The 20,898-nt window shown below is 63.8% G+C and carries 19 protein-coding genes; 10 read left to right on the top strand and 9 right to left on the bottom strand.

The genetic code is table 11. From position 1 onward, the window contains the following. Positions 1-834, bottom strand: coding sequence for a bifunctional allantoicase/(S)-ureidoglycine aminohydrolase (locus BFN67_RS15465; protein ID WP_080920517.1), 834 nt, complete (start codon positions 832-834; stop codon positions 1-3). Positions 835-858: 24 nt separating this feature from the next. After that, positions 859-2,292, bottom strand: a complete 1,434-nt coding sequence (gene puuE / locus BFN67_RS15460) for an allantoinase PuuE (protein WP_080920436.1) — start codon at positions 2,290-2,292, stop codon at positions 859-861. A 178-nt stretch (positions 2,293-2,470) separates the two neighbouring features. Between puuE and uraH the strand changes: the two genes are divergently transcribed. From uraH to xdhC, 4 genes are all read left to right on the top strand, one after another. After that, the gene (gene uraH, locus BFN67_RS15455) at positions 2,471-2,833 is read left to right on the top strand and encodes a hydroxyisourate hydrolase (RefSeq protein ID WP_080920435.1); all 363 of its coding nucleotides are present in this window, start codon (positions 2,471-2,473) and stop codon (positions 2,831-2,833) included. Continuing rightward, complete coding sequence (xdhA, locus tag BFN67_RS15450; protein ID WP_080920434.1) at positions 2,833-4,323, top strand: xanthine dehydrogenase small subunit; 1,491 nt, start codon at positions 2,833-2,835, stop codon at positions 4,321-4,323. Before uraH ends, xdhA begins: the two co-directional genes overlap by 1 nt. A gap of 3 nt (positions 4,324-4,326) precedes the next feature. Continuing rightward, the gene (gene xdhB, locus BFN67_RS15445; protein WP_080920433.1) at positions 4,327-6,681 is read left to right on the top strand and encodes a xanthine dehydrogenase molybdopterin binding subunit; all 2,355 of its coding nucleotides are present in this window, start codon (positions 4,327-4,329) and stop codon (positions 6,679-6,681) included. A gap of 64 nt (positions 6,682-6,745) precedes the next feature. Further along, positions 6,746-7,597, top strand: coding sequence for a xanthine dehydrogenase accessory protein XdhC (gene xdhC / locus BFN67_RS15440; RefSeq protein ID WP_080920432.1), 852 nt, complete (start codon positions 6,746-6,748; stop codon positions 7,595-7,597). 9 nt (positions 7,598-7,606) lie between these two features. On the opposite strand, the gene dps is transcribed toward xdhC, so the two are convergent. Beyond that, entirely contained in the window at positions 7,607-8,095 is a 489-nt protein-coding gene (gene dps, locus BFN67_RS15435; protein ID WP_080920516.1) for a DNA starvation/stationary phase protection protein Dps, read from the bottom strand. Between the two features lie 139 nt (positions 8,096-8,234). Then, a complete protein-coding gene (locus tag BFN67_RS15430; protein WP_080920431.1) occupies positions 8,235-9,155 on the bottom strand; it encodes a LysR family transcriptional regulator in 921 nt (306 codons plus the stop codon). A 149-nt stretch (positions 9,156-9,304) separates the two neighbouring features. Here BFN67_RS15430 and BFN67_RS15425 point away from each other — a divergent pair, with 149 nt between their 5' ends. From BFN67_RS15425 to BFN67_RS15410, 4 genes are all read left to right on the top strand, one after another. Then, a complete protein-coding gene (locus tag BFN67_RS15425; RefSeq protein ID WP_080920430.1) occupies positions 9,305-10,537 on the top strand; it encodes a urate hydroxylase PuuD in 1,233 nt (410 codons plus the stop codon). Then, positions 10,534-11,847 (top strand): guanine deaminase, encoded by a 1,314-nt coding sequence (gene guaD, locus BFN67_RS15420; protein ID WP_080920429.1) that lies wholly within the window; start codon positions 10,534-10,536, stop codon positions 11,845-11,847. The genes BFN67_RS15425 and guaD overlap by 4 nt, the downstream gene beginning before the upstream one ends. 205 nt (positions 11,848-12,052) lie before the next feature. Further along, a complete protein-coding gene (locus BFN67_RS15415) occupies positions 12,053-12,556 on the top strand; it encodes a heme-degrading domain-containing protein (RefSeq protein WP_080920428.1) in 504 nt (167 codons plus the stop codon). Positions 12,557-12,592: 36 nt separating this feature from the next. Beyond that, complete coding sequence (locus BFN67_RS15410) at positions 12,593-13,858, top strand: glycerate kinase type-2 family protein (RefSeq protein WP_080920427.1); 1,266 nt, start codon at positions 12,593-12,595, stop codon at positions 13,856-13,858. Here BFN67_RS15410 and BFN67_RS15405 read toward each other — a convergent pair. From BFN67_RS15405 to BFN67_RS15385, 5 genes are all read right to left on the bottom strand, one after another. After that, positions 13,827-14,012 carry a hypothetical protein gene (locus BFN67_RS15405; RefSeq protein ID WP_080920426.1) on the bottom strand — a complete coding sequence of 62 codons (186 nt, stop codon included), beginning with the start codon at positions 14,010-14,012 and terminating at the stop codon, positions 13,827-13,829. The genes BFN67_RS15410 and BFN67_RS15405 overlap by 32 nt on opposite strands. 57 nt (positions 14,013-14,069) lie before the next feature. Beyond that, the gene (locus tag BFN67_RS15400; RefSeq protein ID WP_080920425.1) at positions 14,070-15,452 is read right to left on the bottom strand and encodes a glutamine synthetase family protein; all 1,383 of its coding nucleotides are present in this window, start codon (positions 15,450-15,452) and stop codon (positions 14,070-14,072) included. A gap of 18 nt (positions 15,453-15,470) precedes the next feature. Continuing rightward, positions 15,471-16,844 carry an aspartate aminotransferase family protein gene (locus tag BFN67_RS15395; protein WP_425349789.1) on the bottom strand — a complete coding sequence of 458 codons (1,374 nt, stop codon included), beginning with the start codon at positions 16,842-16,844 and terminating at the stop codon, positions 15,471-15,473. A gap of 75 nt (positions 16,845-16,919) precedes the next feature. After that, positions 16,920-17,894 carry a WD40 repeat domain-containing protein gene (locus tag BFN67_RS15390; protein ID WP_080920424.1) on the bottom strand — a complete coding sequence of 325 codons (975 nt, stop codon included), beginning with the start codon at positions 17,892-17,894 and terminating at the stop codon, positions 16,920-16,922. Between the two features lie 78 nt (positions 17,895-17,972). Beyond that, positions 17,973-19,070 (bottom strand): CobW family GTP-binding protein, encoded by a 1,098-nt coding sequence (locus BFN67_RS15385; RefSeq protein WP_080920423.1) that lies wholly within the window; start codon positions 19,068-19,070, stop codon positions 17,973-17,975. A 252-nt stretch (positions 19,071-19,322) separates the two neighbouring features. On the opposite strand from BFN67_RS15385, the gene BFN67_RS15380 reads away from it, so the two are divergent. After that, the gene (locus BFN67_RS15380) at positions 19,323-19,793 is read left to right on the top strand and encodes a MarR family winged helix-turn-helix transcriptional regulator (RefSeq protein ID WP_080920422.1); all 471 of its coding nucleotides are present in this window, start codon (positions 19,323-19,325) and stop codon (positions 19,791-19,793) included. Positions 19,794-19,942: 149 nt separating this feature from the next. Next, positions 19,943-20,884: a DMT family transporter gene (locus tag BFN67_RS15375; RefSeq protein ID WP_245295275.1), complete on the top strand. Its 942-nt coding sequence runs from the start codon at positions 19,943-19,945 to the stop codon at positions 20,882-20,884. The last annotated feature ends 14 nt before the right edge of the window (positions 20,885-20,898 follow it).

Below are 20,898 nucleotides of genomic sequence, written 5' to 3'. Positions count from 1 at the left end.
TCACCGTCCGAACCCGCCCAGCTTGGCGTGGCGGTTGACGTCCTTGTAGAGCAGGTAGCGGAAATTGCCGGGGCCGCCGGCATAGCAGGCCTGCGGGCAGAAGGCGCGCAGCCACATATAGTCGCCGGCCTCCACCTCTACCCAATCCTGGTTGAGCCGATAGACCGCCTTGCCCTCCAGCACATAGAGCCCATGCTCCATGACATGCGTTTCGGGGAAGGGGATCACCGCGCCCGGCTTCAGCGTCACGATGGTGACGTGCATGTCGTGGCGAAGGTCGGCCGGATCGACGAAGCGCGTCGTTGCCCAGCCGCCATCGGTGTCGGGCATCGGATTGGGCGCGATGTCGTTCTCATTGGCGAAGATCGGTTCCGGCGCAGCCAGCCCCTCGACGGCCTCATACGCCTTGCGGATCCAGTGGAAGCGCGCCGTTGCCGCGCCCTCATTGCGCAGGCTCCAGCCGCTTGCCGGCGGCAGGAAGGCGTAGCCGCCCGGCACCAGCCTGTGCGCCTTGCCGCCCAGCGTCACCGTTACCTCGCCCTCGACCACGAACAGCACGCCCTCGGCGCCGGCGTCGGTTTCCGGCCGGGCGCTGCCGCCGCCCGGCTGCACTTCCATTATGTATTGCGAAAAGGTCTCGGCGAAGCCCGAAAGCGGGCGGGCGATGATCCAGGCCCGCGTCTTTTCCCAAAACGGCAGGCAGGAGGTGACGATATCGGAAAACTCCCGCCTGGGGATCACCGCATAGGCCTCTGTGAACACGGCGCGGTCGGTGATCAGGTCGCGTTGCGGCGGCAACCCGCCCTTGGGCGCGTAATAGGTGCGTTGGGCCATCGTGTTCATATCCATCGTTTAAGCCTACTCGGGCAGCATGTCTTTCAGGCGAAGCAGGGCGATACGCTCGACCTGCCGGCAGGCAGTCGTGAATTCGGTGTCGCGATCATTGCCGATACGGGCCTCGAAGGCGGCAAGGATGTCGGCCTTGCTGCGGCCCTTGACGGCGATGATGAAGGGAAAGCCGAATTTTTCGACATAGGTTCTGTTCAGTTCGATGAACTTCTGCCGTTCCGAATCGGTCAGTGCATCGAGCCCGGCGGACGCCTGTTCCTTTGCCGATTCCGCCGTCAGGCGTTTGGCCTCGGCCAGTTTTCCGGCCAGATCGGGATGCGCGCTCAACACGCCGAGCCGCTCGGCTTCGCTTGCTGTGCGGAAGGCGCGGCAGAGCGCGTTGTGCAGGCCGCCGGCCGTGTCGTGCACGGCTCCCAGTTCAAGCTCGTAGGCGCGCTCGGCGATCCAGGGCGAGTGCTCGAACACGCCGCCGAAGGCCGTCACGAAATCCGCCTTGCCCATGCGTGATGGCCGCAGCTTCGGCGTCTCGTAGGGGTGGTGCTCGTGCCAATGCCGGGCGATGTCGATGCGGCGCGGCAGCCAGACCCTGTCATGGCTTTGGACATATTCGACGAAGCGTTTCAGCGCGCCGAACCGGCCGGGCCGCCCGATCAGCCGGCAATGCAGGCCGATCGTCATCATCTTCGGCTGACCGGCGTTGCCCTCGGCATAGAGCGTGTCGAAGGCGTCCTTGAGATAGGTGAGGAACTGCTCGCCGTTCGAGAAACCAGCCTGGATGCCGAAACGCATGTCGTTGGCGTCTAGCGTGTAGGGAATGATCAGCAGCGGCGCGATGGGTTTGCCATGGCCGTCATGGTCGAGCCAGTAGGGCAGGTCGTCGTCATAGGTGTCGGAGCAGTAGGCGAAGCCGCCTTCCTCCGCCACCAGCCGCACCGTGTTGTCGGAGGTGCGCCCGGTGTACCAGCCGGAGGGGCGTTCGCCCGTTACTTCGGTGTGCAGCCGGATCGCTTCTTTGATGTCCTGCTTTTCAAGGTCGGCCGGATGGTCGCGGTAGTCGATCCATTTCAGGCCATGCGTGGCGATCTCCCAGCCGGCTTCCTGCATCGCGGTAAGTTGGTCGGGCGAACGGGCAAGCGCGGAGGCGACACCGTAACAGGTGACGGGCACGTTCGCTCCGGTGAACAGGCGGTGCAGCCGCCAGAACCCGGCGCGCGCGCCATATTCATAGATGGATTCCATGTTCCAGTGGCGCAGGCCCTGCCATGGCGCGGCGCCGGTGATCTCGGACAGGAAGGCCTCGGAGGCGGCATCGCCATGCAGGATGCAGTTTTCGCCGCCTTCCTCGTAATTGACCACGAACTGCACCGCGACATGCGCGCCGCCCGGCCATTTCGGATCCGGCGGGTTGGCTCCGTAACCGCGCATGTTTCTGACGTAACGCATGAGCCTTGTCCTCTTCCTTGTCTTTGAAGATAGTCGAAAGGGCGAAGCGATATTCCCCCGAAAATTTTGAAAGTGTTTTCAGGCGGTTTTCCTCGACCGGGCCTTGCCCTTGGCCTTTAATGGTTCAATTCATTATCATGTTCGATTGATCCGTGAAGGGAGGCGGCAGTTGGCAGGAATGCATACAGCAGGTGGGCGGCTTACTACCCATGTGCTGGACACAGCGACCGGACAACCGGCCGCCGGCCTGTCCATTGAGCTTTTCCGCATTTCCAACGGTCACCGCACGCATCTCAAGAGCGTCAGCACCAATGCCGACGGGCGCTGCGATGCGCCGCTGCTGGAAGGCGAGGCATTCCAGTTGGGTGAATACGAGCTGGTGTTCGCCGCCGGCGATTATCTCCGAGGACAGGGCGTGGACCTGCCCGAGCCGGCCTTTCTCGATATCGTACCGATCCGCTTCGGCATGGCCGAGGCAAAACATTATCATGTGCCGCTGCTGATCTCGCCCTACGGCTATTCGACCTACAGGGGGAGCTGATGGCCAAGACCCGCAACGAAATCCGCTTCATCCTGAACGGCCGCGATGTGGCGTTGCGCGACGTCGCGCCGGACCAGACTCTGCTCGACTGGCTACGCCTTTCCCGTTCCCTGAAAGGCACCAAGGAAGGCTGCGCCGAGGGCGATTGCGGCGCCTGTACGGTTCTGGTCGGCAAACTGACCGATGGTGGACCAGATGGGGGTGCATTGGTCTATGAAGGCGTCAATGCCTGCATCCGCTTCATGGGTTCGCTGGACGGCTGTCATGTCGTGACGGTCGAGCATCTGGCCGGCGAAGACGGCAGGCTGCATCCGGTGCAGCAGGCCCTGGTCGATTTCCATGGTTCGCAATGCGGCTTCTGCACGCCGGGCTTCGTCATGTCGCTTTACGGCCTTTGGATGCAGACGCCCAATCCGTCCGACCGCGAGGTCGAAACCGCGCTTCAGGGCAATCTGTGCCGCTGCACCGGCTATGAAGCGATCATGCGCGCCGCCCGCGCCATTGCCAGCTACGGCAAAGCCGAGAACGATCCGCTGCGCGTCGAACGCGAAGCCGTTACCGCCCGGCTGAAGGCGCTGCGCGACAATGCGCGCGTCGAGATCGGCGAGGGTCGCAACCGGCTGATCGTGCCGGCCGATGTCGACGATCTGGCCGCTGTGCTTGAAGCCGAACCGAAGGCGACCATCGTCGCCGGTTCCACCGATGTCGGTTTGTGGGTGACCAAGCAGATGCGCGAGATCGCGCCGGTGGTGTTCATCGGCGGGCTTGAGGGCTTGCGCCGCATTTCCGAAAAGGATGGCGTCATCACCATCGGCGCCGGCGTGACTTATACCGAAGCGCGCGGGCATCTTGCCGCGCGCATTCCCGCCTTCGGCGCGCTGATCGACCGTATCGGCGGCGAACAGGTGCGCAATATGGGCACCATCGGCGGCAATGTCGCCAATGGCTCGCCCATCGGCGACACGCCGCCGCCGCTGATCGCGCTGGGCGCTGAGCTCACGCTGCGCAAGGGCACGGCCCGCCGCACCATTGCGCTCGAGGATTTCTTCATCGCCTATGGCAAGCAGGACCGCCGGCCCGGCGAGTTCGTGGAAAAGCTTCAAGTGCCGCTGCCGGGCAAGGGCGAGAAATTCGCCGTCTACAAGATCACCAAGCGCCGCGACGAGGACATTACCGCCACGCTCGGCGCATTCGCTGTGAGGTTGGCGGCTGACGGCACGGTGGCGGCGGTCCGCATCGCCTATGGCGGCATGGCGGCGACTCCGAAACGGGCGAGGGCGGTCGAGGCTGCGCTTCTTGGAAAGCCGTGGACGGAAGCCGCGGTCGAGGCCGCGATGGAAAAATACGCCGAGGACTTCGCGCCGTTGACCGACATGCGCGCCACCGGTGAATATCGCGCGCTGGCGGCGAAAAACCTTCTTTTGCGTTTTTATGTGGAAACGACCGGCACAAGCGCACCGGTGCAGGTGTCCAGATACGAGGCTGCCTAAGCCATGACCAAGCACACTCCAAACCTGAAAGCCCAGAAGATCGCCGGTGGCGTCCACACCGCGCATCCCCACGATTCAGCGCACAAGCATGTTGCCGGTAGCGCCATCTATGTCGATGACATCACAGAACCGGCCGGCACGCTGCATGCCGGGCTCGGCCTGTCCGGCGTTGCCCACGCGACGCTGAAAGCAGTCGATCTTTCGGCCGTGCTGGCGGCACCCGGTGTGGTCGCCGTGCTGACGGCGAAGGACGTGCCGGGCGAGAACGACATTTCGCCTTCCGGCATGCACGACGATCCGATCCTTGCCGACGGCAAGGTCGAATTCCTTGGCCAGCCGATTTTCTGCGTCATCGCCGAGACACGCGATCAGGCGCGCCGCGCGGCAAGGCTGGCGAAGATCGACTATGACGAACTCCCCGCGATCATCGACATTGGCGGTCTTGAAGCGGAAAAGGACCGGCAGGTCACGACGCCGCTGGTTCTGAAGCGCGGCGATGCCGCCGGCGCGCTGGAGACGGCGCCGCGCCGCATCAAGGGTCGCATGCGGCTCGGCGGGCAGGATCATTTCTATCTCGAAGGCCAGGTTTCGCTGGCCGTGCCCGGCGAGGACGACGAGGTCGAAGTCTATTGCTCGACGCAGGGGCCAAGCGAGACGCAGCACATGATCGCGCACGCGCTTGGCGTGCCGAACCATGCCGTGACGGTGGAGGTGCGCCGCATGGGCGGCGGCTTCGGCGGCAAGGAAACCCAGGCCAACCAGTGCGCGGTGATCGCCGCCATAGCCGCAAGGAAGCTGAAGCGCGCCGTCAAGGTCCGGCTCGACCGCGACGAGGACATGACCGCCACCGGCAAGCGCCACGATTTCGTCATCGACTACGATGTCGGCTTCGACGACGAGGGGCGCATCCTGGCCATCGATTACACCTATGGCCAGCGCTGTGGCTTTTCCGCCGATCTGTCCGGCCCGGTCGGCGACCGTGCGCTGTTTCACTGCGACAACGCCTATTTCTATCCGCATGTGCATGCGCGCTCGGCGCTGTTTTATACCAACACGGTGTCCAACACGGCGTTTCGCGGCTTTGGCGGGCCTCAAGGGATGGTCGGCGCCGAACGCGTGATCGACGAGATCGCCTTTGCCACGGGAAAGGAGCCGCTCGAAATCCGCAAGCTCAATTTCTATGACGCGATGGACAAGCGCGCCGGCCGCGATGTCACGCCCTACCACCAGAAGGTCGAGGATTGCATCATCCAGCGCATCGTGGCGGAACTGGAGGAAAGCGCCGACTATGCCGGCCGCCGCCGCGAGATCGCCGCCTTCAACGCCAACAGCCGCTTCATCAAGCGCGGCATCGCGCTGACGCCGGTCAAGTTCGGCATTTCCTTCACCAAGACCGAGTCCAACCAGGCCGGCGCGCTGGTGCATGTCTACACCGACGGCTCCGTGCATATGAACCATGGCGGTACCGAGATGGGGCAGGGCTTGCACATGAAGGTGGCGCAGGTGGTGGCCGAGGAATTCCAGATCGACATCGACCGGGTCAAGGTCACTGCCACGACCACCGGCAAGGTGCCGAACACCTCGCCGACGGCGGCATCGTCGGGTGCCGACCTCAACGGCATGGCGGCGCAGAATGCGGCGCGCCAGATCAAGGACAGGCTGATCGATTTCGCCGCCGAGACGCATCAGATCCCGCGCGATCAGGTGGTGTTTCTGCCCAATCGCGTGCGTATCGGCAATCACGAGATTTCCTTCAACGAACTGGTCCAGCAGGCCTATGTCGCGCGCGTCCAGCTTTCGGCGGCGGGTTTTTACAAGACGCCGAAGATCCACTGGGACCGCGCCAAGGGACGGGGCCATGCCTTCTATTATTTCGCCTATGGCGCGGCCTGCTCGGAAGTGTCCATCGACACGCTCACCGGCGAATATGTCGTGGAGCGCACCGATATCCTGCACGACGCCGGCCGCTCGCTGAACACGGCCATCGATATCGGCCAGGTCGAGGGCGGCTTTGTGCAGGGCATGGGCTGGCTGACCACGGAAGAACTGTGGTGGGATGAAAAGGGCCGGCTGCGCACGCATGCGCCGTCCACCTACAAGATCCCGCTCGCCTCCGACCGGCCGAAAATCTTCAACGTGGCGCTGACCGACTGGTCGCAAGCCTATGAGCCGACCATTCACCGCTCCAAGGCGGTGGGTGAACCGCCGCTGCCGCTCGGTCTGTCGGTGCTGCATGCGCTGGCGGATGCGGTGGCCAGTGTCGCGAACCATAAAATCTGCCCGCGCCTCGACGCACCGGCGACGCCCGAGCGCGTGCTGATGGCGGTGGAGCGCATGAAGCGCGAGGCGGCGAAATAGCGCCGCCGGCCATGAACGCCTATATTGGAAGGATGGCTGCGTTCCCTGCCGATGGAAGCCGGACATGACCAAATTCGTGGAGGATTTGAAGGATTTTCTCGACCAGCGCCTTGCCATCGCTCTGGTGGAGGTTGCCGGCGCCAAGGGCTCGACGCCGCGTGAAGCCGGCGCGCGGATGCTGGTATCAACCGCTGGCACTCGCGGCACCATCGGCGGTGGCCAGCTTGAATTCATGGCCATCGACAAGGCGCGGCAGATGTTGCGCCAGAACGAGACGGGGAAAGCCGCGCTCGACATTCCCCTCGGCCCTGAAATCGGCCAATGCTGCGGCGGGCGCGTCGCGGTTTCGGTGACGCTTGTCGATGAGGGCTTGAAGGCCGAACTGATCGCGAAGGCCGAAGCGGAAGCGGCCGGCCAGCCGCATCTTTATATTTTCGGCGGCGGCCATGTCGGCCATGCCATGGCGGTGGCCTGCGCGTTGATGCCGATCCATGTCGTCGTCGTCGATACGCGCGCCGACGCGCTGGCGGGCCTGCCGGAAAGCGTAGAGACGCGATTGACGCCGATGCCCGAAGAGGTGGTGCGCGCCGCGCCCGCCGGTTCGGCCTTCGCCATCCTCACTCACGATCACGCGCTGGATTTCCTGATCGTGGCGGAGGCCTTGAAGCGCACCGATGCGGCCTATGTCGGCATGATCGGCTCGAAGACCAAGAAGGCGACCTTCAAAAGCTGGTTCCTGAAGACGGCGGGCGGCAGCGAGCGGCAATTTGCCCGCCTCGTCTCGCCGATCGGCGGCGAGACGGTAAAAGACAAGCGCCCGACGGTAATCGCGGCATTGGCGGCGGCCGAAATCATGACCGCCTTCGCCAACCATCGGGCGCAGGCCGCATCCACCGACGCGGTGCGGGCCGGGTGAGAGGCCCGACTACTCCTTTTCCTGCGTATGCGCTTCGAGGAACCACAGGAACTTGTCGAGCGAGCGGGAATAGCCGGTCAAAATGTCGGCGGCGTCGGCATCGCCGGCCTCGTCCGTCTCGTCGATAGCCGCGCGCGCGTTCTTGGCCGCCGTCGCATAGCGGTCGATCAGCGCCGCCAGATGATCCTTCGTCTTGTGGATGTCGGTGGGATAGGCTTCCAGCGCGCTTTCCTTCGCGACCACCTGCGAGGTCCCCAGCGCTGTGCCGCCAAGCTGGACGGCGCGCTCGGCAATGGTATCGACATGGCCATCGATGCCGGTGCGGAACATGTCGAGCATCTCGTGAATGGCGATGAAGTGCGGCCCCTTGATGTTCCAGTGCGCCTGTTTGGTGATGAGCGCCAGGTCGATCGCCTCGGCCAGCCGCGCATTGACAATATCGATCACGGTATTGCGGGTGTTGGATTTCAAATCGTTGTGGGTCGCAATGGTGGCCATCTCGATCTCCTGGCTGGAAGCATAAGCCTCGATGAAAAAATCTGCGGTTTCGGCGGGCCGCACGGAAGAAGCCGCGCCCCGTTCCGCCGCTTTTCGATAATGGACAAGGCCGGCTTTGGTTCCGGCGCGAAACGACCGGTCAGCGCCCGGCCAAAAGGTCGCGGATCAGCCGTTGGCAGCGCTCGGCCATGAAATCGAGCAGCAGCCGCACCTTCGGGTCCTGCAATTTCTTGTGCGGGTAGACGGCGGCGAACTGCACCGGCGTCGGCGGCGTATCGGTCAGGATTACTTTCAGCCGCCCGTCGCGAATATAGGGTTCGACCTCGAAGCGCGGCTTGTTGATGATGCCGCGCCCGGCCAGCGCCCAGCCGGTCAGCACGTCGCCGTCGTCGCTGTCGAAGGGGCCGTGCACCTCGAATTTCTGCGGCCCGTCCGGCATTTGCAGCATCCAGAAAAACTCCCTTGAACCGGGATAGCGCAGCATCAGGCAATCGTGCCTTTTCGTGATCAGTTCGGATACGGTTTCCGGTTCGCCGCGCGCCTTGAGATAGTCCGGCGAGGCGACCAGCACGCGCTCGCATTCCATGATCCCGCGCAGCCTGAGCGAGGAATCCTCGATCACGCCGAGGCGAAACGCGACGTCGATGCCTTCCTTGAGGATATCGACATTGTGGTCCGACAGTCTCAGCCGCACCTCGATGTCGGGATATTTGTCGCGAAAATCGGGGATGCCAGAGGCGATCAGCCGACGCCCCAGCCCAAGCGGCGCGGTGACGCGGATGGTGCCGCGCGGCTGGCCGGAAAGCGCCGATATGGCCGCTTCCGCCTCGGTGATCGCCTCCAGGATTTGCTTGGCGCCGCTGTAAAACACCGTGCCGTGCTCGGTCGGCATCAACTGCCGCGTCGTGCGGTTGAACAGCCGCACGCCCAGATGCTTCTCCAGTTCCTTGATTCGGTTGGAGGCGACGGCGGGCGAAATGCGCATGTCGCGCCCGGCGGCGGAAAGATTGCCCAGTTCGACCACCCGGACGAAGACCGCGATATTGTTGAGATAGGACATGCACCCCTCGTGGCCTTCATGGCATATTCATGAAGCTGCGTGGCGCGAGCCTAGTATTTTCCATTTTTTTTTGAAAGTCCTCGTGTTCGTGCCCTCTTTCGATTCGAGGCGCACGGCTTAAAGTCGCGGCTTCATCCAGGGGAGGACCCATGCTCGATCTTGCCATTTTCTGGGACTGGCTGGCCTTTGCCGTGCGCTGGCTGCATGTCGTCACCGGCATCGCCTGGATTGGCTCGTCCTTCTATTTCATCGCGCTCGACCTCGGCCTGCGCCAGCGGCCCGGCCTGCCTGCCGGCGCCTTCGGCGAGGAATGGCAGGTGCATGGCGGCGGCTTCTATCATATCCAGAAATATCTGGTGGCCCCCAGCGAGATGCCGGAGCACCTGACCTGGTTCAAATGGGAAAGCTACGCCACCTGGCTGTCGGGCTTCGCCATGCTCGCCATCGTCTATTATGCCGGCGCGAGCCTGTTCCTCATCGACCCCATCGTGCTCGACGTGTCGGTGCCCGTGGGCATTTTCATCTCGATCTGCTGCCTGGCTGGCGGCTGGATCGTCTACGATCTTTTGTGCCGCTGGCTGATCGGCAGGTCCGATACCGGGCTGATGATCCTGCTTTATGGCGTGCTGGTGTTCATCGCCTGGGGCCTCACCCACCTGTTCACCGGCCGCGCCGCCTTCCTGCATCTGGGGGCGATCACCGCCACGATCATGTCGGCCAATGTGTTCATGGTCATCATTCCGAACCAGAAGATCGTCGTCGCCGACCTGATCGCCGGCCGCAAGCCGGACCCGAAATACGGCAAGATCGCCAAGCAGCGCTCACTGCACAACAATTACCTGACGCTGCCGGTTCTGTTCCTGATGCTGTCGAACCACTATCCGCTGGCGTTCGGCACCGAGTTCAACTGGGTGATCGCCTCGCTGGTGTTTCTGATCGGCGTATTGATCCGCCACTATTTCAACACCCACCATGCCCGCAAGGGCAACCCGACATGGACATGGCTTCTGGCCGGCATCCTGTTCATCATCATCATGTGGCTGTCCACCGTGCCGAAAGTGCTGACAGGCGAGCCGAAGGTTTCGGCGGCCAATACGGTTTTCACTGCTTCTGCCGATTTTCCGAAGGTGCGCGACACGGTGCTCGGCCGTTGCTCCATGTGCCATGCGGCGGAACCGTCCTATGAAGGCATCTATCATGCGCCGAAGGGCGTGATGCTCGACACCGATGCCCGCATCGCGGCCCATGCCAGGGAAATCTATCTCCAGGCCGGGCGCAGCCATGCCATGCCGCCCGCCAATGTCACGCAGATCACCGACGAGGAGCGCGCATTGCTGGTGCAATGGTATGAAGGCACGGGACAGAAGGTGGCCGCGAAATGATGAGCACATTGCTGCGTGGCCGCACGCTGTCCTTCCTGCGCTGGCCCGAGACGATCGACGACCATGCCGCCTATGCCTATCAGGAGGATGGCGGATTGCTGATTCGCGACGGAAAGATCGTCGCCGCCGGCCCCTATGCCGAGGTCGAGAAGCAGGCCGGCGCGGACACGCAAAGGATCGACCACCGGCCGCATCTCATCCTGCCCGGCTTCATCGACGCGCATGTGCATTACCCGCAGCTTCAGGTGCTGGCCAGCTACGGCGCCGAGCTTCTGGAATGGCTGAATACCTACACCTTTCCCGAGGAATCGAAATTTCGTGACGCGCAATATGGCCGCCGCGTCGCGCGCCTGTTCCTCGACGAAATGATCCGCCACGGCACCACCAGCGTGGCCGCCTATTGCTCGGTGCACAGGCAATCGGCGGAGGCCTTTTTCGAGGAGAGCCACGCGCGCAACATGCTCAACATCGCCGGCAAGGTGATGATGGACCGCAACGCGCCGGAAGGCGTGCTCGACACGCCGCAATCGGGCTATGACGACACCAAGGCGCTGATTGGCGAGTGGCATGGCAAGGGCCGCCAGCTTTATGCCGTCACGCCGCGCTTCGCCATTACGTCGAGCCCTGAGCAGATGGAGATGGCCGGCGCGCTGGTGAAAGAGTTCCCCGACCTGCACATGCAGACGCATCTGTCGGAAAACCATGCCGAGATTGCGTTTACTTGCGAACTGTACCCGCAGGCGAAGGATTACACCGACGTCTATGAGCATTACGGGCTTCTGGGCAAAAAGAGCCTGTTCGGCCACTGCGTCCACCTTTCCGAGCGCGAGGCCGACGCGCTGTCGGACAGCGGCTCGATTGCCGTGTTCTGCCCGACCTCGAACCTGTTTTTGGGCTCCGGCCTGTTCGATTACCAACGCTACCGCACCCGTGACAAACCCCTGCGCATCGCCACCGCCACTGATGTCGGCGGCGGCACCAATTATTCCATGCTGCGCACTATGGACGAGGGCTACAAGGTAATCGCGCTGAATGGCGAAAAGCTGAACCCGTTCCAGTCCTTCTGGCAGATGACGCGCGGCAATGCCGAGGCGCTTTCGGTATCGGATCGGGTGGGCACGCTTAACGCCGGCACGGATGCCGATGTCGTTGTCTTGGATTCCAGCGCCACGCCGATCATGAAACTGCGCATGGAGACGGTCGAGACGCTGGCCGAGGAGCTTTTCCTGTTGCAGACGGTGGGCGACGATCGCGCCATCCGCGAAGTCTATGTCGCCGGCCGCACGGCAAAGAGCGATCTGGCGGGCTGATCCGGCCGCTATCGTGCGTCCTTCGAGGCTCGCCTTTCAGGCTCGCGCCTCAGGATGAGGGGCATTGGCACTCACCTTCCTCATGCTGAGGAGGCGCGCAGCGCTGTCTCGAAGCACGCACTGATAATTCCATTGCCGCCTTCCTTGCGCTTGACCCAGCGGCAGCGATCCGTCAAAGCGTGCTGCGGACTGGAGGATTGCGAGGATGGCCGCAGCGGCCGACATTGACAGGATCAGGCGGCAGGAGACGGAACTGGTCTTCGACGCCTTTGGCGAGGCCGTGGCCTTCGAGTTGGGCGCCTATGTGCGAAAACGCGCGCTGGCGGAAAACCTGCCCGTTATCGTCGATATCCGCACCTTCGACCGGCCTTTGTTCTATGCCGCGATGCCCGGCTCCAATGCGTCCAATCCGGATTGGGCGCGCCGCAAGATCAATGTCGTGCGGCGCTTTCTCAAAAGCTCATATCGCATGGTGCTGGAACAGCAGCGGCCGGACCGCACCTTCAAGCCGGGCGAAGGGCTTGATATCGCCGATTATGTTCTGGCCGGCGGGGGCTTCCCGATCACGGTCAGGAACGCCGGCGTTATCGGCGCGATCGCCGTTTCCGGCCTGTCGGAACGCGACGATCATGCGCTGGTAGTCGATGCCCTGTGTGACCGTCTCGGCATGGAGCGTAACGGGTTGGCGCTGCCCGCCGCGAGCGATTGAGACCAAAGCTTCCCGACAGCGAGGACGACAAGGACCATGACCGCATTCGATCCAAAATCCTTCCTCGTGTCGATTTTCGACGCGGCGGTGGCCGCGGCCGACCCGGAAAAGACCATTTTGAGCCATCTGCCGGCAAAGCCGAAGGGCCGCACCATCGTCATCGGCGCCGGCAAGGGCGCGGCGCAGATGGCCGCCGCCTTCGAAAAGGCATGGGACGCGCCGCTCGATGGGCTTGTCGTCACCCGCTATGGCTACAGCGCGCCGACGCAGCGCATCGAGGTGATCGAGGCCGCGCATCCGGTGCCGGATGAAGCCGGACTGGAAGCCGCGCGGCGGCTGCTGGAAAAGGTTTGCGGCCTCACCGAAGACGATCTGGTCGTGGCGCTGGTCTGCGGCGGCGGCTCGGCCCTGCTGCCTTCGCCCGCCGGCGGCTTGACGCTTTCCGACGAGATCGCGGTGAACGAGGCGCTTTTGGCTTCCGGCGCGCCGATTTCGGCCATGAACACCATCCGCAAGCACGTCTCGACCATCAAGGGCGGCCGGCTGGCTGCCGCCGCACATCCGGCAAAGGTTGTCTCGCTGGTGGTCTCCGATATTCCGGGCGACGATCCGGCGCTGGTCGCCTCCGGGCCGACCGTGCCCAGCACCGGCAGCCGCGCCGATGCGCTGGCCGCCATTGCAGCCTATGGCATGAAACTGCCTGACGCCGTGATGACGCATCTCAATTCGCCCGCCGCCGACGCACCCACCCCGGACGATCCGAAATTTTCCCGCAACGAGGTGCATCTCATCGCCTCGGCCGGCGTGTCGCTGGTCGCGGCGGCGGCAGAGGCGCGCAGGCAGGGGGTAGAGGCGGCCATCCTGTCGGATTCCATCGAGGGCGAGGCGCGCGAGGTCGGCGCCGTCCATGCGGCCATCGCGCGCGAGGTGGCTCTCCAGAACCGGCCGTTCTGGAAACCGGTGCTGATCCTTTCGGGCGGCGAGACGACGGTGACGCTGAAGGCAAAAGGCAAGGGCGGCCGCAATTCCGAGTTCCTGCTTTCCTTCGCCATCGGTATCGCGGGCGTCGAAGGCATCCATGCGCTGGCCGCCGACACCGACGGCATAGATGGCTCGGAAGACAATGCCGGCGCCTTCTGCGACGCCTCCACGGTGGCGCGCATGCGCGCCGCCGGTGTCGATGCCAAGGCGATGCTTGCCGGCAACAATGCCTGGACCGCCTTCCATGCGGTAAACGATCTTTTCGTGCCCGGCCCCACCGGCACGAATGTCAATGATCTGCGGGCGATATTGGTGCGGTAGCCTCGCAGGACTTGCGGCGGTCGACCCCGGCCTCGTCGAGTATGGCGTCGAACATCCTGCCGGCCGGCTCGACGAAAACCATCTCGGCGTTTTCACGCGCCTCCTCCAGCGATGCCGCACTGTCTTCGACTATGCGTGCCGTCCGGTTTTCCATGGCTCGCCTCTCCCCGTTGCAATGGGCGGGAAGGACGAAGGTTCCGCAACCGCGGCATCACACCTCGTGCAGATAGAGGTGATAGTCCAGTTCGCTGATCGTGCGGGCGACGCGCAGATATTCCGCCTGCTTGACGGCGGTGAAGGTCCTGTGCAGGTCTGGCCCGAGCGCTTCTTTCAGGAAATCGGACGCCCCCGCCGCCTCGATCGCCATGCGCCAGTCGGCGGGCATGGCGGTGTCGGTGTCGGCTTCATAGCCGTTGCCGGTCGTCTCGGCGCCGGGGTCGAGCTTTTCCTCCAGCCCCCTGGCGATGCCGGCAAGCACGGTTGCCGCCACCAGATAGGGATTGGCATCGACGCCGGAGGGGCGATGCTCGATGCGGCGCGCCTTGACGTCGCCGGTCGGCACGCGCAGCGCCACCGAGCGGTTGTTGACGCCCCATGTCGGCGCCACCGGCGCATAGGATTGTGCTACGAAGCGCCGCCACGAATTGGCGTGCGGTGCGAACACCAGCATCGATTCGGCCATGGTCCGCGACAGCCCGCCCAGCGCATTGAGCAGCGTTGGCGACCATGTTTCCCCCGGCTTTTCCGAAAAGATGTTGCGGCCCGCATCGTCCAGCATGGACACATGCAGATGCATGCCGGAGCCGGCATAGGCCTCGATGGGCTTGGCCATGAAGCAGGCGGTGACGCCATGGCGACGTGCCTGCATGCGCACGATGCGCTTGAGCATGACGAGATCATCTGCGGCACGAAGCAGCGCCTTGCGGTAGTTCAGCGTCAGTTCGTACTGGCCCGGCGCATATTCCGAGATCACTGTCTCGGCCGGGATGTCCTGCGCCTTCGCCACGGCATAGATGTCGGAAAACAGAGGCTCCATGCCGTGCAGGTGATCGACCGAATAGACTTCGGTCTTGGCGGAGCGGCGGCCGTCCAGCACCGCACGCGCCGGCTGTGCCCTGCCTTCGGCGTCGCGCTCGTTGGAAAGCAGGAAGAATTCCAGTTCGAAGGCGCCGGCCGGGTGCAGGCCCTTTGCCGCCAGCCTTTCCACCTGCCGCGCCAGCGCATGGCGCGGGTCCGAAAGCATCGGCTTGCCGTCGAGATGGTGCATTGTCATCAGCACCTGGCCGCGTGCCGGGTTGGTGCCGTAGAGCGGCACAAGCGTGCCGGGCAGGGGCCATGCGCGCAAATCGCCGTCGCCGCTGTCCCAGATCAGGCCAGTCTCGTGCACGTCCTCGCCGGTAATGTCGAGGCCGAGAATGGAGATCGGCAGGTGCCGGCCGCTCTCGTAAAGGCCGGTCAGTTCATGGCGGCGGATGATCTTGCCGCGCCCGATGCCATTGGCATCGGTGAGCACGATGTCGAAGGCCTCGATTTCAGGATGCGCATCGAGGAAGTCTTGCGCCTCGGCAGGCGTGGAGCCGGTGGGGGAAGTCATGTCGGTATCCAGGGATGGTCAGGCGAGCTGATCTAACACATTGTCGAACGCCGAAACCAGCCAGTCCACCTGCCTCCGCGTGGTCGCGGGCGAGACCAGCATCATATTGTGGAACGGCGCAATCAGCGCGCCGCGATTGACCAGCGCTACATGAACGGCCGCTTCCAGTTCCGGCACATGCGCGGCGTCCGCTTCGCCGCCATTGCGCAGCGGGCCGGGTGCGCAGATGAATTCGACCCGCGCGCCGACGCGCGCGACATGCCAGGGCAGGCGGTGGCGGTCGATAGCCGTTGAAAGCCCGGCATCGAGCCGCCGCGCCAGATTTTCCATATGGGCGTAATTTGCCTCGGTCATCACCTCTTCCAGCGTCGCCCGCATGGCGGCGAATTGCAGCGGATTGGCCGAAAGCGTCGTGCCCATGCCGGAATAGCCGGGCTGTTTGGCGCGGTTGTAGGCGGCGTAACGTGAGGCGGTCTCCTCGCTCATGCCCCATATGCTCGCCGGCACCCCGCCGGCAACCGGCTTGCCGAGCACGAAAAGGTCCGGCTCCAGCCCGCAGGCGCGGCTATAGCCGCCCAGCCCGGTGGAAATGGTGTGCGTTTCGTCGATCAGAAGCAGGGTGCCGGCCTTGCGCGTGAGGTCGCGTAGTGCTGCATGAAAACCCGGTTCGGGCAGTACCATGCAACTATTTGTCAGCACTGGTTCGGTGATGACGCAGGCCACGTCCTTGTCCGCAAGCGCGGCTTCCAGTGCGGTAACGTCGTTGAACTCGACGATTTTTGTTCGCGCGGTGAGGTCGCGGAATTCCCCCGCCAGACCCGGACGGTTGATGGGGCGGCCGTCCTTCAGCCGCACCATCGTTTCATCCACGGCGCCGTGGTAGCAGCCGTTGAAGACGAGGATCTTGTCGCGGCCCGTCACCGCGCGGGCTACGCGCAGGGCGAAACGGTTGGCGTCGGTGGCGGTGGTGGCGATCTGCCAGTGCGGCAGGCTGAATATTTCCCGCAGCAGCGGGCCGATGGCGAGCGCATCTTCCGAAGGCAGCATATAGGTCAGCCCGCGCCCGGCCTGCCGGCGGAGGGCGCGCGCCACCGGCGGCGGCGAATGGCCGAACATCGAGCCGGTGTCGCCCAGGCAGAAATCGTCCAGCCGATTGTCGTCGATGTCGGTGATCGCGGCACCTTTGGCGCGATCCACCATTATGGGGAAGGGTGTCGGCCAGTCATTCATCCAGTGCATTGGCACGCCGCCGAAAAAGCCGGCCGCGCCGTTGCCGATGCGCGCCTGCGATTTTGGCCGGGCCTTGAGGAAGGCCACCGCTTCGCTCTCGCGCAGTCTGGCTATGCGCGCGGCTTCGATGCCGCCCTGGATTGCCCTTGTCGATGCGTTCAAGATGTGCCCGCCCATTAGTGCTCGGGGCGAACTTGTAGCTTTGCGCCCGCCGGCAGGCAATGGCGGGCTTCTGGCTCAGCCCGCTATGTCGATGACACCGCAATCGCCGGCCGCCGAGCCGAACACGATGCGGCGCTCCTCGCGGTCCCACATCAGCGCGGTGATCGCGCCCTTGCCGGGGCGGCGCAGCAACACCTCCTTGGCGTCGGCAAAGCGCGCGGCGATCACCATGCCGTCCTCATAGCCGATGGCCACCACGTCCTGGCTCGGATGGCAGGCCACGCATGTCACCATCGTATTGCCGCGCGTGCCGAGTTCCAGCGGCGCCTTGCCCATCGGTCCGTCCTTGCCCTGGAAGGGCCAGACGATCGCCGCCGGCGCGCCGGAGCTTGCCAGCCAGCGCCCCCTGGGCGCCCATGACAGGCTCTTGACCTTGGCCGGGTAGCCCGCCATGCGCATATGCTTGCCGTCTGCCAGCTTCCAGCCGTGCAGGGCGTTTTCCTGCATGGAGGTGATGAGGTAATTGCCATCCGGCGAAAAGGTGACGCCGGTATGGGCGCCGGCCCATTCCAGTTCCGTGGGCTTGCCCTCGGCAGCGGGAAAATGCAGCGTCGCGCCATTGTAGCGGGCGACCGCGATGCGCATGCCCTTTGGCGCGAAGGCCAATCCCTCGACCGAACGCGGATGGCTGAATTCCTTCGCCTTGCCATCGGCAAAACGCACGAAGGCGACGCGTCCCGCAGCATAGGCGACAGCCCCTTGCGGACCGGCGGCCACGCTGGTGATCCATTTCTTGCCGGCTTCGGCCAGTTCCGTGACCGTCCCGTCGCTTGTGAGCGCAAACACCTTGCCGTCCTCGCCGCCGGTAATCAGGCGGTCGCCCGCCGCATCACGAGTGGCGCAAAGCAGGCCGTCATTGGCCTGTGCGGTCTTGTGGCCATGGTCGAGCCGGTGGACCAGGCCATCGGCCATGGCGAAATGCGGAACGTCGTTGAGGAAGACGGCAGCGACGCAATGGCCGTCAAGATCGAGCGGGGCAACTGTGGGCATGGGTTACGCCGCCTCAATATGGGAAATCCGCGGAGGGGTGTGAAGGAACGCAGGCATCGAACCGCGATAGCAGGGCGCCTAGTTCACCGCAACCGCCTGGCAGGCGTCGAAGCTGGCCTTCAACCGTTCCGCATCCAGTTCGCGGCCGATGAACACCAGCCGGCTCTCATGCTTCTCGTCGTCCTTCCATGGGCGCTGGTGGTCACCCTCGATGATCATGTGAACGCCTTGCAGGACATAGCGGTCGGGATCGTCCTTGAAGGCGATGATGCCCTTGAGGCGCAGGATGTTCGGGCCTTCCAACTGCGTGACCTTCTCGATCCACGGGAAGAATTTGCGCGAATCCATCTCGCCGCCGCGCAGTGAGATCGACTTCACCGTCACGTCATGGATGGAAGAAGGATGATCGTGCCCATTGTGATCGTGATGATGATGATCGTGCCCGTCATGGTCATGGTGGTGATGATGGTCGTGGTCGCAATCCGGCCCGCAGACATGATCGTGGTCATGGTCATGCTCGTCGGCGTCGAGGAAATGGGGATCGTTTTCCAGCGTGCGCTTCAGGTCGAAGGCGCCGCGATCCAGCACTTCACCGAGATCGACGCCCGAACGCTGGGTGCGATGGATCTTCGCCGCCGGATTGATCGCGCGGATGGTGGCCTCGACGTCGCGCAACTCGTCTTCGCTCACCAGATCGGTCTTGTTGAGCAGCACCACATCGGCAAAGGCGATCTGGTCCTCCGCCTCCCTGGTGTCCTTGAGCCTCAGCGGCAGATGTTTGGCGTCGACCAGCGCGACGACCGCGTCCAGCTTGGTCTTGGCGCGTACGTCCTCGTCCATGAAGAAGGTCTGCGCCACCGGCACCGGATCGGCAAGGCCGGTGGTTTCCACGACGATGGCGTCGAAACGGCCGGGGCGGCGCATCAGGCCTTCCACGACACGGATCAGGTCGCCGCGCACCGTGCAGCACACGCAGCCATTGTTCATCTCGTAGATTTCCTCATCCGATTCCACGATCAAATCATTATCGATGCCGATCTCGCCGAATTCGTTGACGATGACGGCGTAGCGTTTGCCGTGATTCTCCGACAGGATGCGGTTGAGCAGCGTCGTCTTGCCCGAGCCGAGATAGCCGGTGAGAACGGTTACGGGGATTTGCGTCTGTGTTTCGCTCATGTCGGACCTCGAAAGAAAACCTGACCCCCATATAGGACGGCGGCTGCGCTTTTGCACGGGTGGAATCGCTGGACCAAGGCAGATCGGCGCATGGTGGGAGCGGTCGCGCCGCGCACGGAAACGCGTTGTCATGCAATTGAAATATTTCTCTGGCATTTAGCCGGCATAGCGGCTTTGGACGCTTCGTCGCGAAGGCGATTGTCAATCGGCCCGGCAGAGTTATTCTGCCGTCGCGCCTCTGGGAGACCGACTATGGCAAAGGCAGGCAGAACCGCGACGATGAGCCGGCTGCATTCGGCTGCCCGTCTGGCGCGCACGGCGTTGGCGGCGCGGCTTCTGGCACATGGCTTCTATGCCGGGCAGGACCAGATCATGCTGGCGCTGGATCGCGAGGACGGGCAGACGCCCGGCAGTCTTGCGTCGCATCTGGGCGTGCGTCCGCCCACCATCACCAAGACCATCAACCGCTTGCAGGCTCAGGGTTTTCTGGACAAGCGCGCTTCGGAATCGGATGCAAGGCAGGCGCATGTGTTTTTGACCGATACCGGACGCGAGGCCATCCGTGCCATCGAGAAATCGGTGAAGAAGACCGAAAAGCAGGCGCTGAAAGGCCTCGACAAGAAGGAGCAGAAGGCGCTGTTCAAGCTTCTCGCGCGCGTCGAGGCCAATCTCTCCGACGGCGAAGCGGCGCATGTCGAGGACGACCTCGACGCCGAGGAATAATCGCCGCCTGCCCTGTGCCAGTCGGGCGCGGGTGTTGGGCCTGACACCCAATTGTCTGAACATTGCGCCGCATGCAGGCCTTCCAGCCTTGCCCGCCCGCCGCCTTTGCCGCAAAGGTCGCGTATGGGCATTTCCAGAGCGGACCTGGCGTGAAGGCTTTTTCAAAAGACGATGATACCTCAACCCCGCCGGCGGCGATCGCGTACATTCTCGGCGGCTATTTCCTGTTTGCCTTCCTCGACACCAGCGGCAAATATCTGGTGCTTTCGGGGTTGGATCCGCTGTTTGTCGCCTGGATGCGCTTTGCCGTGCATCTGGTGATCGTCGTGCTGCTGTTTCGGGCGTGGCGGCATCCGGGGCGGCTGCGTGCGCAAAACTTGCCGGCGCAAATCCTGCGCGGCATTTTCCTGTTCGGCTCGACCATCTTCAACTTCATGGCTCTGCGCTATCTGCAACTGGCCGAGACGACGTCGATCTATTTCTTCGGACCCATGGTCATTACCGCGCTGGCCGGTCCGCTGCTTGGCGAATGGGCGGGCTGGCGGCGCTGGATGGCCATCGTGGTCGGGTTCGCCGGTGTTCTCGTCATCACCAGGCCGGGCGTCGGCGTGTTCGGCATCGGCCATGTGCTGGCGCTCGGCTCGATGCTGTCGAACTCCTTCTATGTCATCATGACGCGCCGCATGGGCGCGCGCGAAACCGCCGAAAGCCTGATCCTCTATTCGGCGCTGGCGCCGGTCGTGCTGCTCTTGCCGACCCTGCCGGCCACCGCCTCCATGCCGCCCGATGCGTGGCACTGGCTGGTGTTGTTCCTGCCCGGCGTCTTCGGCGCCTTCGGCCACTGGTTCCTGATCAAGGCCTACCAGCGCGCCACCGCCACGGCGCTGGCGCCTTATCCCTATCTGCAAATGCTGTGGATGATCGGCCTCGGATGGCTGATCTTCAGCCAGCTTCCAGATGGCTGGACGCTGGCAGGTGCGGCGATCATCATAGCAAGCGGGCTCTATATCGTGCACCGCGAGCACCGCCTGCGGGTGAAGATGCGCGCCGGCCTCGATTCGGGGGCGCAGGAACTGGCGAAAAAGCTTTGATTTGACCCGCAACG

The organism is Manganibacter manganicus, from assembly GCF_002075885.1.
GTDB classification, from domain to species: domain Bacteria; phylum Pseudomonadota; class Alphaproteobacteria; order Rhizobiales; family Rhizobiaceae; genus Mesorhizobium; species Mesorhizobium manganicum.
This window is presented reverse-complemented; position numbering and strand designations above follow the sequence as displayed.